The 13,736-nt window shown below is 60.6% G+C and carries 11 protein-coding genes, 4 tRNA genes and 2 pseudogenes; 11 read left to right on the top strand and 6 right to left on the bottom strand.

The features are described 5' to 3' along the window. Positions 1–46 precede the first annotated feature (46 nt). Positions 47–1,825, bottom strand: a complete 1,779-nt coding sequence (mutL, locus tag F7P65_RS08355) for a DNA mismatch repair endonuclease MutL (protein ID WP_150291284.1) — start codon at positions 1,823–1,825, stop codon at positions 47–49. Between the two features lie 147 nt (positions 1,826–1,972). On the opposite strand from mutL, the gene F7P65_RS08350 reads away from it, so the two are divergent. From F7P65_RS08350 to F7P65_RS08310, 9 genes are all read left to right on the top strand, one after another. Beyond that, the gene (locus F7P65_RS08350; RefSeq protein WP_007685698.1) at positions 1,973–3,019 is read left to right on the top strand and encodes a rod shape-determining protein; all 1,047 of its coding nucleotides are present in this window, start codon (positions 1,973–1,975) and stop codon (positions 3,017–3,019) included. Between the two features lie 9 nt (positions 3,020–3,028). Continuing rightward, complete coding sequence (mreC, locus tag F7P65_RS08345) at positions 3,029–3,943, top strand: rod shape-determining protein MreC (protein ID WP_150291283.1); 915 nt, start codon at positions 3,029–3,031, stop codon at positions 3,941–3,943. Continuing rightward, entirely contained in the window at positions 3,940–4,470 is a 531-nt protein-coding gene (gene mreD / locus F7P65_RS08340) for a rod shape-determining protein MreD (protein WP_150291282.1), read from the top strand. Before mreC ends, mreD begins: the two co-directional genes overlap by 4 nt. A 2-nt stretch (positions 4,471–4,472) precedes the next feature. Continuing rightward, positions 4,473–6,539 (top strand): penicillin-binding protein 2, encoded by a 2,067-nt coding sequence (gene mrdA, locus F7P65_RS08335; protein ID WP_150291317.1) that lies wholly within the window; start codon positions 4,473–4,475, stop codon positions 6,537–6,539. After that, entirely contained in the window at positions 6,536–7,648 is a 1,113-nt protein-coding gene (rodA, locus tag F7P65_RS08330) for a rod shape-determining protein RodA (protein ID WP_150291281.1), read from the top strand. The genes mrdA and rodA overlap by 4 nt, the downstream gene beginning before the upstream one ends. Positions 7,649–7,772: 124 nt before the next feature. Beyond that, a tRNA-Lys gene (locus F7P65_RS08325) sits at positions 7,773–7,848 on the top strand. Between the two features lie 38 nt (positions 7,849–7,886). After that, positions 7,887–7,962 (top strand) — tRNA-Lys (locus F7P65_RS08320). 38 nt (positions 7,963–8,000) lie between these two features. Then, positions 8,001–8,076 (top strand) — tRNA-Lys (locus F7P65_RS08315). A 38-nt stretch (positions 8,077–8,114) separates the two neighbouring features. After that, positions 8,115–8,190: transfer RNA gene (locus F7P65_RS08310), tRNA-Lys, on the top strand. Between the two features lie 61 nt (positions 8,191–8,251). Here F7P65_RS08310 and F7P65_RS08305 read toward each other — a convergent pair. Genes F7P65_RS08305 through F7P65_RS21975 form a run of 3 tightly spaced genes read right to left on the bottom strand, consistent with a single transcriptional unit; the run spans position 8,252 to position 9,270 of the window. Beyond that, complete coding sequence (locus tag F7P65_RS08305) at positions 8,252–8,809, bottom strand: hypothetical protein (protein WP_150291280.1); 558 nt, start codon at positions 8,807–8,809, stop codon at positions 8,252–8,254. Positions 8,810–8,845: 36 nt separating this feature from the next. After that, positions 8,846–9,088: a hypothetical protein gene (locus tag F7P65_RS08300; RefSeq protein WP_150291279.1), complete on the bottom strand. Its 243-nt coding sequence runs from the start codon at positions 9,086–9,088 to the stop codon at positions 8,846–8,848. 32 nt (positions 9,089–9,120) lie between these two features. After that, positions 9,121–9,270 carry a hypothetical protein gene (locus tag F7P65_RS21975; protein ID WP_162854566.1) on the bottom strand — a complete coding sequence of 50 codons (150 nt, stop codon included), beginning with the start codon at positions 9,268–9,270 and terminating at the stop codon, positions 9,121–9,123. Positions 9,271–9,376: 106 nt separating this feature from the next. Between F7P65_RS21975 and F7P65_RS08295 the strand changes: the two are divergent. Continuing rightward, positions 9,377–10,136, top strand: a pseudogene (locus F7P65_RS08295) (IS5 family transposase). A gap of 88 nt (positions 10,137–10,224) precedes the next feature. Further along, complete coding sequence (locus F7P65_RS08290; protein WP_150291278.1) at positions 10,225–12,819, top strand: FG-GAP-like repeat-containing protein; 2,595 nt, start codon at positions 10,225–10,227, stop codon at positions 12,817–12,819. A gap of 43 nt (positions 12,820–12,862) precedes the next feature. Here the strand turns inward: F7P65_RS08290 and F7P65_RS08285 are convergent, their stop codons facing one another. Continuing rightward, positions 12,863–13,171, bottom strand: coding sequence for a hypothetical protein (locus F7P65_RS08285; RefSeq protein WP_162854565.1), 309 nt, complete (start codon positions 13,169–13,171; stop codon positions 12,863–12,865). A 301-nt stretch (positions 13,172–13,472) separates the two neighbouring features. Further along, positions 13,473–13,736: pseudogene (locus F7P65_RS08280) on the bottom strand (transposase); the annotation flags it as partial.

The following is a 13,736-nucleotide window of genomic DNA, read 5'->3' as shown; positions in this document are numbered from 1 at the left end:
GTCCTGCCTACACCCTCCGGCGCAACCGGATCAGGCTTAAACCGCTCTATTTCCTACCGAAAAGCTTTTCAATCGAAGCGTGATCCAATTTCACCCAGGTGGGGCGACCGTGATTGCACTGGCCGCTGCGAGGGGTGATTTCCATCTCGCGCAACAGGGCATTCATTTCCGCGACGCTGAGGACACGTCCCGCGCGAACGGAGCCGTGGCACGCCATGGTGGCCGCAACCAGATCAAGCCGTTCCTTGAGCGACAAGGCGCTGTCATAGGCGGCGAGATCGTCGGCCAGGTCGGACACCAGTCCCTGCACATCGCCCTGCCCCAGCATCGCGGGGGTCGCGCGGACCAGCATCGCGGCAGGGCCGAAGCGCTCCAGTTCCAGTCCCAATTCCTTCAACTCGCCAATCCGCGTTTCCAGCCGGTCGCAGGCGGGCTCGTCCAGTTCCACCACTTCGGGAAGCAGCAATGCCTGCGCCGTGACGCCCTGCCCCTCCATGGCCCGGCGCATCCGTTCCAGCGTCAGCCGTTCATGGGCAGCATGCTGGTCGACGATGACCAGCCCGTCCTCGGCCTCCGCGACGATATAAGTGCGTGCGACCTGCCCTCGGGCGACGCCGAGCGGGAAGCTGTTGCCTTCCGGCGCCGGCGCGGCGGCGGGCTCGGCGCGGGCCTGGGGCGGCGGGGTGAAGAAGCTGGCGCGGCGGTCTGCCAGAATATGGCTCGGGACCGGCAAAGGTGCGCCTACCGCGTCGAAGATCGGCATGGCGCTGATCGGCGTGGGCGACACCGGCTCCGGTTTCCACGCCGACAGACCGGCCGGATCGGCATGCTGCACAGCCCGAAACCCTTCCGCGTCCAGCGCCCGGCGCAGACCGGAAACGATCATCCCCCGAATCAATGCGGGATCGCGGAAACGCACCTCGGTCTTGGCAGGGTGGACATTGACATCGACCTCCAGCGGCGGAACGTCGAGGAACAGGGCAACGACCGGATGCCGGTCCCGCGCCAGCATGTCGGCATAGGCGCCGCGAACCGATCCGACCAGAAGGCGGTCGCGCACCGGACGGCCATTGACGAAGAGGAACTGATGATCGCCCACCCCCCGATTATAGGTTGGCAGCGATGCCACGCCGGACAGGCGCACCCCGTCCCGCTCCAGTGCGACGATGACGTGGTTTCCCGCCAGCGCCCGGTCGGTTAGCGCCGCCACCCGATCTTCCCGCGCTTCCCCGGCCTGCACGCCCAGCACGCGGCGGCCGTCATGCTCCATGCTGAAGGCGACCGAAGGGTGCGCCATGGCGAGACGACGGACGACATCCAGACAGGCGGCATATTCCGCCTTGGGCGAGCGGAGGAATTTGCGGCGGGCGGGCACGCGGGCGAAAAGTTGCTCGACCGTGACCCGGGTGCCGGGCGGCAAAGCGGCGGGCCCCTCTTGGACGACCACGCCATTATCCACGGTACGGTTCCAGCCGTCGCTTCCCACAGGCCGGCTGTCGATGGAAAGGCGGGCGACGCTGGCGATGGAAGGCAGAGCCTCGCCCCGGAATCCCAGAGTTGCGACATTTTCAATGGCGTCATCGGGCAATTTGGAGGTCGCATGCCGCTCCAGCGCCAGCGCGATCTCGCCCGAATCCATGCCGCAGCCATCGTCGCTCACCTCGATCCGGTCGAGGCCGCCATTGGAAATGCGGACGGAAATCCGGCGCGATCCGGCATCCAGTGCATTTTCAATGATTTCCTTGAGCGCGCTGGCGGGTCTTTCGACCACTTCACCCGCGGCGATGCGATTGACCAGATGTTCGGGCAGACGGCGTATTGACATTGATTAGTGACTAGCCCAAGCGAGCGCTTTCCGCGAGACGCAAGCCTTAGAAAAATTGATTACCCAGGGGGCGGGTGGAACGTGGGGCGAACTTTCCGACTGTCCCGGTTCGCTTCGCCGGGGCATGCGGGCTGAACAGGAACAGGCATGTCGATCTTCTCGCGACTTTTCAAACTCTCCTCTCAGGACATGGCCATCGACCTCGGCACGGCAAACACCGTGGTCTATGTGCGTGGGCGCGGAATCGTGCTCAACGAACCTTCCGTGGTGGCGGTCGAGACGCTGAACGGCGTGAAGCGGGTGAAAGCGGTCGGCGACGACGCCAAGCTGATGATGGGCAAGACCCCCGATTCGATTGAAGCCATCCGCCCGCTGCGAGACGGCGTGATCGCGGACATCGATGTCGCGGAACAGATGATCAAGCACTTCATCACCAAGGTGCATGGCGGCAAATCGCGCCCCTGGCGTTTCCCCGAGATCGTGATCTGCGTGCCTTCGGGTTCGACCAGCGTGGAGCGCCGCGCGATTCGCGATGCAGCGAGCAATGCCGGTGCTTCGCAGGTATTCCTGATCGAGGAACCCATGGCCGCCGCGATCGGTGCCGACATGCCCGTGACCGAACCGATCGGGTCGATGGTGGTCGATATTGGCGGCGGCACGACCGAAGTCGCGGTGCTGTCGCTGCGCGGTCTGGCCTATACCACCTCGGTCCGCGTCGGCGGCGACAAGATGGACGAGGCCATCGTCTCCTTCGTGCGTCGTCATCACAATCTGCTCATCGGTGAAGCGACCGCCGAACGGATCAAGAAGCAGTTCGGTGTCGCCCAGCCGCCCGAAGACGGGGTGGGCGAGACGATCCACATCAAGGGCCGCGATCTGGTGAACGGCGTGCCCAAGGAAATCTCGATCAATCAGGGCCAGATTGCCGATGCGCTGGCCGAACCGATCAGCACCATTGTCGAGGGCGTTCGCATCGCGCTGGAAAATACCGCGCCGGAACTGGCAGCGGACATCGTCGATCAGGGCATCGTCCTGACCGGCGGCGGCGCGCTGCTCAAGGGGCTGGACGACGAGTTGCGCGACGAAACCGGCCTGCCCGTCACCATCGCCGAAGATCCGCTGACCTGCGTCGCCATCGGCACTGGCCGGGCGATGGAGGATCCGATCTTCCGGGGCGTGCTCCAGACCGCTTAAGGGGAAACGATGGCGCGGCCACCCAGCCGACGCCCCGGGCACAACCGGAAGGCGCAATACAGCCTCTTCGCCAGCTATGTGGTGGCGATGACGGGCGCCGCCGTCGGCCTGCTTCTGGTGGTTGTCGCCATTTTCGATCCGACCGGCTTCGCCGCGATCCGTATCGCGACGAGCGAAGTCACGCGCCCGGCGTCTGTCGGCCTCAAGAACATGGTCAGTGGGGTCAGTTCGATTGACGAGGTACTCGCATCCTATTGGCAGGCGGGTTCCCAGAATGTGGCGCTGCGCCGGCAGGTGGAGACAGACCGCAACCGGATCATCGAGGCAAAGGCCGTCGCGCAGGAAAATCTGCGCCTGAAAAAGCTGCTGAAGCTGGTGGAGGACGATGGCAGCGAATTGCTGACGGCACGGCTGATCGCCTCCTCCTCCTCCAGCACCCGCCGTTATGCGCGGTTGAACGCCGGACACTGGCAGGGCGTGCGCACAGGCATGCCTGTGCGCGCACCCGAAGGGTTGATCGGACGCATTCACATCACCACGCCCAATACGGCGGAGGTGCTGCTGCTGACCGACACCAGCAATATCGTTCCGGTTCGGCGGGCCAATGACAGCGTCCCCGCCATTTCCACGGGCCTGGGCGACGGGACGCTGGAAATCCGGGCATTGGCGGCCGGGCGCAATCCGTTCAAACCGGGCGACCTGCTCGTGACATCGGGCATTGGCGGCGTTTATCAACCCAATATTCCGGTCGCGGTGATCGTGCGGGTGGCCGGCGAGATCGCCTATGGGGTTCCGCTCGCCAACCCGTCCAAGGTGGATGCCGTGGTGGTCGAACGCTCCTTCGAGGAAACCGTGACGCGGCCCGATCCCAATGTGCCGACCGTCGCCGCCGATCCCCCGGCGGGCAACGCAACCACGCCATGATCGATCCCCATCTTCAACCCGCCGTGCCGCGTCTTGGCCGACAGCCTTCGCGCTGGCGGCTGGCGGGCACGCCGGTCGTCACGGTGATGCTGGGATCGGTGGTCACTGCTTTGCCACTGATCGCGCAATCGCCGGTGATGCCCCCCTTCGGCCTGTTATTGTTGCTGTCGTGGCGGCTCTTGCGGCCCGAATTATGGCGGGCGTGGATCGGCCTTCCGCTCGGTCTGTTCGACGATATGGCGAGCGGGCAACCGATCGGTTCGGCCATGTTCCTGTGGACCGTCACGCTGGTCGGCATCGATGCCGTCGAACATCGCATGGTCTGGCGCAGCTATCGGCAGGACTGGCTAATCGCCGCCGCCGCGATTATCTTCTGCATCGCCGGCGGCGTCTTCTTCGCGCGGATCACCGGTGGAGGAGGCATCACGCTGCAACTGGTTGCGCCGCAAATGCTGTGGACGGTCCTGCTCTTTCCCTTCGTCGTCCGGCAATGCGCCCGGATCGACCGCTGGCGCGTGATGGCATGAAGTTGAAACTGCCCCTGCTCAAGAAGAAGACCGTCACCGAAGCCTCCCTGTCCTTCACCTTCACGCGGCGCGCGATGGTCGTGGGGGGATTGCAGGGGGCGGTCGGCGCGATGCTGGTGACCCGCATGGGCTGGATCAGCATTGCCGAGAACGAGAAATACAATCTGCTGTCGGAAAGCAACCGGGTCAACCTGACGCTGATCCCGCCCCGGCGCGGGTGGATCATCGACCGCAATGGCCGGCCGCTGGCGAACAACCGCACCGATTTTCGCGTCGACCTGATCCCGGAACGAATGACGGATGCGGAATCCACGATCCGCAGCCTGGCCCATCTGCTGGCCCTGACCGATGACGAGGTCGAGCGGATCAGGGAGGAACTGGACAAGTCCGCCGGCTTCCGCCCGGTGCAGGTCGCCGAAAAACTGACCTACGACCAGTTCGCCGCCGTTTCCGTACGCCTGCCCGACCTGCCGGGCGTCGCGCCCAGCCAGGGCTTTTCGCGCAACTATCCGGGCGGAGCCACTGTCGGGCATCTGCTCGGCTATGTCGGCGCGGCATCAGCCAAGGATTATGAGGAACGCAAGGACCCGCTGCTGATCACGCCGGGCTTCAAGGTCGGCAAGGACGGTCTGGAAAAGGCGTTCGACAAGGAGTTGACCGGCAAGCCCGGCGCCAAGCGGGTCGAGGTGACGGCGCGCGGCAAGATCGTGCGGGAACTGACCACTCGACCCGATACGCCCGGCGATCCGATCAAGCTCACCATCGATGCGGGCCTTCAGGAATATGCGGGTCGCCGCCTCGCCACGCAGAGTGGATCGGTGGTGGTGATCGATTGTCATAATGGCGATGTGCTGGCGATGGCGTCGATGCCCAGCTTCGACCCCAACAGCTTTTCCGACGGCATCAGCCATATGGAATGGGACATGTTGTCGAAGGATGACCATGTGCCGTTGCGCAACAAGACGCTTCAGGGCCTTTACCCCCCCGGATCGACGGTGAAGCCGATGGTGGCGTTGGCGCTGCTGGAGGCGGGGATTTCGCCGATGGACACGGTGAACTGCGCCGGCGCGATCCGGGTCGGCAACACGCTGTTCCATTGCCACAAGAAGCGCGGCCATGGATCGCTCAACATGCGCGGCGCGATTGCCCAGAGCTGCGACATCTATTTTTACACCATGGCGCAGCGCATTGGCATGGACCGCATCGCCAGCATGGCGCGGCGCGTCGGCATGGGGCAGAAATTCGCCTTGCCCTTCTCCAGCCAAAGCTATGGCACGGTACCCGATCCGGCATGGAAGCTGAAAAAATACAACCAGAAATGGCAGGTCTATGACACGGTCAACGCGACCATCGGTCAGGGCTATATGCTGATCAACCCGCTCCAGATGGCGGTGATGGCGGCGCGACTGGCAACCGGCAAACAGTTGATGCCGAACTTCATCTTCGGCGCGCAGCGACCGGAACCAGCGCCGGTCGGAGTGAATGAAGAGCATCTGGTGACGATCCGCGACGCCATGAGCGCGGTCGTGAACGGCGGCGGTACCGGGGGCGCGGCGCGGATGACCCTTCCCGGCGTGCTGATGGCGGGCAAGACCGGCACGGCTCAGGTTCGCCGTATCACCATGGCGGAGCGCGGCGGCGGCGTGCGCAGCAATGCATCCCTCCCCTTCAAACTGCGCGACCATGCGCTGTTCCAGGGTTTCGCCCCGTTCGACAATCCCCGCTATGCCATTGCCTGCATTCTGGAGCATGGCGGCCATGTCAACCGGAACGAAGACTCACCGATGATCGCGGCGGACACCATGACCTTCCTGTTCGATCAGGCCAAGGCGATGGAAAAGCTGGAGACGTTGGAAAAGGGCTGGGGCGGCACGCCGGCGGAGCGCATGGCGCGGCAGATGGGCGCCTATCGCCTCGCCAAAGCCATTGAGAAAGGCGAAGCGCCGCCCCCGGCAGCAGCCAATGCCATGAACGCGGCCGAGCCAGGCAACAGCACAGCCTCTGCGGCCCAGACGCCTGCTCCTGCCGATGCCGACGATACCCCTCCTCCGGCAGACACGGCGCGATGAGCATCGTCCCCGAACCCTTGACCCAATTCCCCTGGCGGGTCCTCGGCATCCTGCTGGCCATAGCCGGTTTCGGCACGCTGGTGCTCTACAGCGCGGCGGGTGGCAGCATCACGCCCTGGGCCATCAACCAGGGGGTGCGCTTCATCATCTTCTCCTGCATGGCGCTGGTGCTGAGCCGGATCAGACTGGAATATTTCGCGCGCTTTGCTTTTCCCGCCTATGGCCTTGTGCTGGTGTCGCTGCTGATGGTCGAACTCATCGGCGGCGTCGCGGGTGGCAGCCAGCGCTGGATCAATCTTGGCTTCATGCAGCTCCAGCCGTCCGAATTCATGAAGCCGATCATCGTGCTTGCCGTCGCGCGCTTCTACGCGCTGCTGCCTGTGGGCGAAATCCGGCGGTGGAACGCGATCTGGCCGGCGCTGGTGCTGATCGGCGTACCCTTCATGCTGGTGCTGGTGCAGCCCGATCTCGGCACCGCGACGATGATCGCGGCGGGTGGGGTGACGGTGATGTTCCTCGCCGGGCTGCCTTTGCGGCTGTTCGTCGGATCGGGACTGGCCTTCGCCGCCATCGTGCCCATCGCCTTCAGCTTTCTGCACGATTATCAGAAGAACCGCGTGCTGATCTTCATGGACCCCGAAAGCGACCCCTTGGGCGCGGGTTATCATATCAGCCAGTCGAAGATCGCCATCGGCTCAGGCGGCATTTTCGGCAAGGGCTTCCTGAAGGGCACGCAAAGCCATCTCGACTATCTGCCCGAAGGCCATACCGATTTCGTCTTCGCCACCATGGCGGAGGAATGGGGATTGCTGGGCGGCGTACTCTTGATCGGCGCTTTCATGCTGCTGTTCCGTTGGGGGATCGGCGTGTCGATGCGCAGCCAGGACAAATATGCGCGGCTGGTGGCGGCGGGTCTGACAACGACGGTCTTCTTTTATGTCGCGATCAACCTGATGATGGTCATGGGTCTGGCTCCCGTGGTGGGCATTCCCCTCCCCTTCATGTCCTATGGCGGATCGTCGATGCTGACCGTCATGCTGTGTGTCGGCATCATCATGGCGATCGAACGGTCGGGGCGACAGCGCAATCGGCCCGGAAGCTGGGGCTAAAACCGCCCTGTTCACAAAAATTTGCGTCGGCAGGCGATTTCCTGTTTGCAAAGCTCAGCGTGACTGCTAACAGCCCGCCCACGCCAAGGCGATGCCCATCCGGGACTGAACCGAAAGCGAGTGTGGACGCATAGCTCAGTTGGTAGAGCAGCTGACTCTTAATCAGCGGGTCCTAGGTTCGAGCCCTAGTGCGTCCACCAAATTCTTTCAGCCGACGGCATAAGCCGAAAGCGAGTGTGGACGCATAGCTCAGTTGGTAGAGCAGCTGACTCTTAATCAGCGGGTCCTAGGTTCGAGCCCTAGTGCGTCCACCAAATTCTTTCAGCCGACGGCATAAGCCGAAAGCGAGTGTGGACGCATAGCTCAGTTGGTAGAGCAGCTGACTCTTAATCAGCGGGTCCTAGGTTCGAGCCCTAGTGCGTCCACCAAATTCTTTCAGCCGACGGCATAAGCCGAAAGCGAGCGTGGACGCATAGCTCAGTTGGTAGAGCAGCTGACTCTTAATCAGCGGGTCCTAGGTTCGAGCCCTAGTGCGTCCACCATTTGTTCCCTAAAATCAACAGCTTAGTACATTCTCGCGTAAGGGCTGGAATACAGTTTCGGCTATGTGTTCCGCATGTATTCCAGACCCGGAATACTGCTGCGGCCGCTTGCGACGCGCCGAAAATAATTTTGCTCGCCTGCCTTGCCATGGCCGATTAGGACTTTGACAAAGCGGACGAAGAGAGGGCCAAAGCGACGATGGCGGAGAGAAAATCGCTTACTGTCCATAACCGGCGAATGGACGATCCTGTCGGCGCTTTTAATGGTGTCACTCTCGAAACAGCCGTGCGGAGCGCGCTTTTTCACCAATTCGATGGCGAGGCGCTTTCGGAACACTGGAGACGCCGCGCATGACTCGTTCCGCCTGACAGCGCCGACACGATGCTGATGAACATCTACCACGACGATGGCGTGAGCTTCTTCGGTGACCCTACCGTCTACACGCGCGGCTTCATGCAAACGCTGCTTCACAACGAACAGGACGTCGCGATGCTTCCCGTGGAGTAGCAGCCGCCCCCGGCCGGCCGCGAATACATCCATTCGATGATGTTTTGGATGGCGGTCGGGAATCACGTCATGACGATCCAAACGTTCAAAGCGCTCGCCAACCGGACGCATAGGCGCGTAGCCAGGCAGAAAGCAGCCCGGCAAACGTCATGCCACCATCATGCTCGTGAAGTGCCCCCGGCCTTCCTGCATCGCGCGCAAGAGCACGCGTTGATGGCTGGCGAGGTTGTAGATGCGGAACTGAAGCAGTGTCTTGCCGAGCGGCGTATTGGCCAAGAGGGGCACGTCGCCGACGCTGCGCGTCACCACGACGCTATCCACCTCTTTCGAAACGGCGGCGCGGTAGGCGCGCACCGCTTCGGCGTCGGCCCATTGCCCCGTATTGGTCACGCGCACACTGTCGAGCGCCTCGCCCTGCGCGGCTAACTGTTTCCCATCCGCTTGGCCATGTCGCCGGCTATATCAAGATAGGCCAGGAACCGGACCTCGTTCACCTGGCCGGCAACCGCCTCCAATAAACGGTTCTGCGACATGATCGACGCAGTGGCCTTGAACATGTCGAAAAGCGACATAGCGGTCCGCGTCGATGCTTTGGGGCTGCGCTCTAGGTTGTAGTGACATTTTAGGGATTCACGCTTGTGAGGATTTCTGATTCAAAGCAGGCTTTTGGAGGCAGGCGTGGAAGGGGAAGTTTTGCGGGACGATCAATGGGAGCGGTTGCGCGAATTTGTGCCTGGCGGCCGCAAAGGTAAGCGGGGTCCTCGTAGTGACGGCCGGTTGTTTTTGGACGCCTTGCTTTGGCTGGCCCGATCAGGCGGCCGCTGGCGCGATCTGCCGGAGAAGTTTGGCTCCTATCAGACGGCCAAGCGCCGCTATTATCGCTGGGTGGAGCAAGGTGTGATCGATCGGATTTTCGCGGCGGTTTCAGATGATCCGACATTGAGTGGCTGGCGATTGATGCAACCGTGATCCGTGCTCAGGCCCAGGCAGCCGGAGCGCGGATAAAAAGGGGGGCACTCAAGCCCAGGCTCTTGGACGTTCGCGAGGCGGGTTCGGCACCAAGATCCATGCCGTAGTCGATGCCTTGGGCTTGCCGATCCGCTTCATTCTCGTTCCCGGACAGCAAAACGACATGGCACCCCCTTTCGATCTGATCCGCGGCATCCCGGCAGGCAAGGTTCTGGCCGATCGAGCCTACGACGCCGACCGCCTGCACGACCTCATCCACGAACAAGACGGCGAACCGGTCATCCCGCCCCGCCGCCATCGCAAATATCAACACCGCTATGATCGCATCGCCTACAAGCAGCGATGGGGCATCGAAGGATTCTTCGCAACGCTCAAACAATGGCGCCGCATTGCAACCCGATACGATAAGCTCGCCGCAAACTTCCTCGGCTTCGTCAAACTCGCCAGCATCATGCTATGGCTCAAATGATTAAATCGTCACTACAACCTAAAGTCTTACCAAATCTGTTGCGTTAAAACGAAATTGATTTAAGCTTCGCTCCAAAGGAGCAGAATTAATGCATATCGACGTGCTAGGAGACAGTTATACCTACCAGAATTCTATTTCGATATCCGGCGCTCCGGCCTTTAATTTGATAGGCAACCAAATTAATTTTTTTAACATCGGGTCAGGGTTGATAACCCAAGAATATGCCGACAGCCCTGCTATAGTTGTCACCGGAACAGGCAGCCTAATCGAAAACCAATCAGGCGCCATAATTCAAGGCTTTGGCCGTACGGTCGTCGGGGGCGACGGTAGCGATACAATCCGGAATTACGGCGCAATCTATGGAACGATCGATCTGGCTAACGGTGATGATCATGTAATCACCAGTCAGCCGGAAAACGGTTCAGCCATTTATAACTTGGACGAAGGAAATGACGTTTTCGAATTTCGTCCATCCTCTCGTTTGAATGGCGCCATGATCACAACAAATGGCGGGACTGGAATGGATGAATTCATTCTCACCGGACAAATCTACTCATTTCATGGGCAAAATGTATTAAACTTTGAGCATTTGGTAATCGATGCTCCGATTGGAGATCCATTTCAGGGTTATGCAAACAACTTACTCAATTTATCGGGTTTCAGTGTTGTAGATATAAGGCCTGGTAGCGTTGCCAATTTTCTTTATTCGGTCAACCCACTTGCAGATATAAACGTTAGCGGCGGGAGCATCGGTATAAGCCGTGGCTCGGTGTTTAAATCATTAACCGGAAACGATCAAAATGATTTCATTTCGATCGACGGAGATGGTCACGTCCTAGGCATAGTTGATCTTGGTGATGGCGACGACACCTATTTTCTATCTACTGATGGCTCAAAATATGTAGCGCCGGTCGGCGTAAAGGGCGGCGCAGGACAGGACGCCCTCAAACTGGTCACATCTGGACAGTGGGATATCGATCTTTCAATCTATACTGGATTTGAGCAGTTGGAGGACGGGGGCAATCCGCGCATCTTCGACCTAACACTGCGCCATGCTGACGGTTATTCTGCTGTTGATTTTCAGCATCGCAATCTACTTTCTATCGTAGATTCTTTTTCACCTAATGCGTATGTAAATGGCCTGGCGGGGCACGTTGAAATCTCCGCTTCATCGATAGTCGGCCGCTACGGCTTCGCCTCGGGCGGCTATAGCTATTCCCAACTGGATAATGAACCAATCGCTGTAGCTGACTTAGGCACCGACGTGGTCAATTATGGGACGATCCTTGGCGATGTTCAGCTCTATTTTGGCGACGATCTTTATGATGGCCGAGGCGGAAATGTTCTGGGAGCCGTCTACGGCTACGCCGGCAACGATATTTTGCTGGGCGGGGTAGGTGCGGATAATATTTCAGGCGGATACGGCGCCGATACGTTGAAAGGGTATGCAGGCGACGATGTTCTATCAGGCGGCGCGGGCGATGACGTCATAGACGGTGGCACAGGTATAGACACAGCGGTTTATTCGATATCACGTTCTCAGGCGACCGTGACGCACAACGTTAACGGGACGGTGACGATCAGTGCGAGCACGGAAGGCATCGATACGGTCTCCAGCGTTGAGCAATTTCAGTTCGCCGACGGTCTATATTCATTGCAGTTCGGTTCTCCTAGCAGCGTTGTAGTTTCCAATTTTGCTGTCGGAACAGGCGGCTGGACGAGCCAAGACAGCTATCCTCGCCATGTGGCTGACTTAAACGGCGATGGCTACGGAGATATAGTCGGTTTCGGCTTTGCAGGGATGTGGGCTTCCTATGGGGCGGCTAATGGCAGCTTTGCGGCGCCCGCGCTCGCTTCTTCCGGCTTCGGGGAAACGACAGGTTGGACGAGTGACAACAAATATCATCGCGCAGTGGCGGATGTGAATGGCGACGGTCGTGCCGATATCGTCGGCTTCGGTGTGGCGGGCTCCTACGTATCTTTAGCGCAGTCTAACGGCAGCTATGCCGCTCCCGCCCTCGAGATCAGCAACTTCGGAACCGATCAGGGCTGGGGGAGCCAGGACGGTTTTGCACGCACGACTGGCGATGTTAATGGCGATGGCTTCGCCGACGTCATCGGCTTCGGCGTAGCAGGCACCTATGTCGCACTCGGCAACGGTGACGGATCCTTCCAAGCCCCGCAGTTCGCGATAGCAAACTTTGGCGCAAACCAAGGCTGGACAAGCGACAACGGCTTCCACCGTGTCGCCGCAGACGTGAATGGTGACGGCAAAGATGACATTATCGGGTTTGGCGTAATGGGGACCTACGTCGCGCTGTCCAATGGGGACGGTAGTTTTGCCGCGCCGCAGCTTGCGCTTGATGATTTTGGCACTAACCAAGGTTGGGCAAGCCAGAATGGCTTCGCGCGCACTGCCGGCGATATCAATGGTGATAGTTTCGAGGATATTGTGGGGTTTGGCACGCAGGGCACTTGGGTCGCATTCGGCAATGCGGGAGGCACTTTTTCACCTCCGAGCTTCGACGTTGCAGGCTTCAGCCAGGCCCAGGGCTGGACCAGCGATCTTAACTATCACCGTGAACTTTCTGATCTCAACGGTGACGGCTACGCTGACATCGTCGGCTTCGGTTACGCCGGCGTATACACTGGGATCAATCACGCAGGAGATCTACTGATTTAGTTTGCAGTGGGACGCTTTTGCCATTTCGGTATTTGAATCTGTTTCAGTTCCCTACCCAGAAGCACATTCGCCGATAGCTGTCGAATGGCCGAGCCGGGTCGCGACGCTGAAACCAGCCGTCCAGATCGGGTACGTTCCACGGCACCCCGCTAAACCTATCGTCGAACTCGTCGCGGCCGATCGTGATGGCATGAGCCCGTAGGGTGGCGCCGGTGGTGGCCGTCTCGTCGGTCGCGCCTATCCAGCCGGTGCCGGGCGACGCGATGTAGCGGAGCCGGCCATCCTGGCTTTCCAGCGCGGGACGGCCGTTCCAGCTATAGAAAATGACGCCGATCGTCAAGCCGGCGGCCACCTGTCCTCCATGCTATTCTGCATGGCGATTTCGAGCCCGATCGCCGCTTGCTCCTTCGACGAAACCACCGTTTCGTCGATGATGACTAGAGCGCCAATGCCACCGCCGCTTATGCCGATAGTGGACTTCGCGCTTTTCCGATACTTGCGCCGAAACGACGGAACTCTGTGGCCTTCGACAGCGCCCTAGGGCTGGCAACGATCGCTTCGGCGGCAGATTCGGTGAGGTGGCCGGCGCACCACCGCAGCGTCGACGGCGGCTAGGCCGTCGCGGATCATGGCGGGCGCGTTCTCCCCGTGCATCGCTGCTTGTAGGCGATGCGATCATAGCGGTGCTGATATTTGCGATGTCGGCGAGGCGGGATGACCGGCTCGCCGCCTTGTTCGTAGATGAGGTCGTGCAAGCTGTCGGCGTCATAGGCGCGATCGGCCAGCACCTTGTCAGCCGGAATGCCTCGGATCAGATCGCAGGCTGGCGCCATGTCGTTTTGCTGCCCGAGACCAAGGATGAAGCGGATCAGCAAGCCAAGGCATCCACTATGGCGTGGATTTTGGTGCCGAACCCG

Origin of the sequence: Sphingobium estronivorans (genome assembly GCF_008692605.1) — a bacterium.
Lineage (GTDB): Bacteria > Pseudomonadota > Alphaproteobacteria > Sphingomonadales > Sphingomonadaceae > Sphingobium > Sphingobium estronivorans.
The sequence above is the reverse complement of the archived record's forward strand: the minus strand, read 5'-3'. Positions and strand labels throughout refer to the sequence as shown.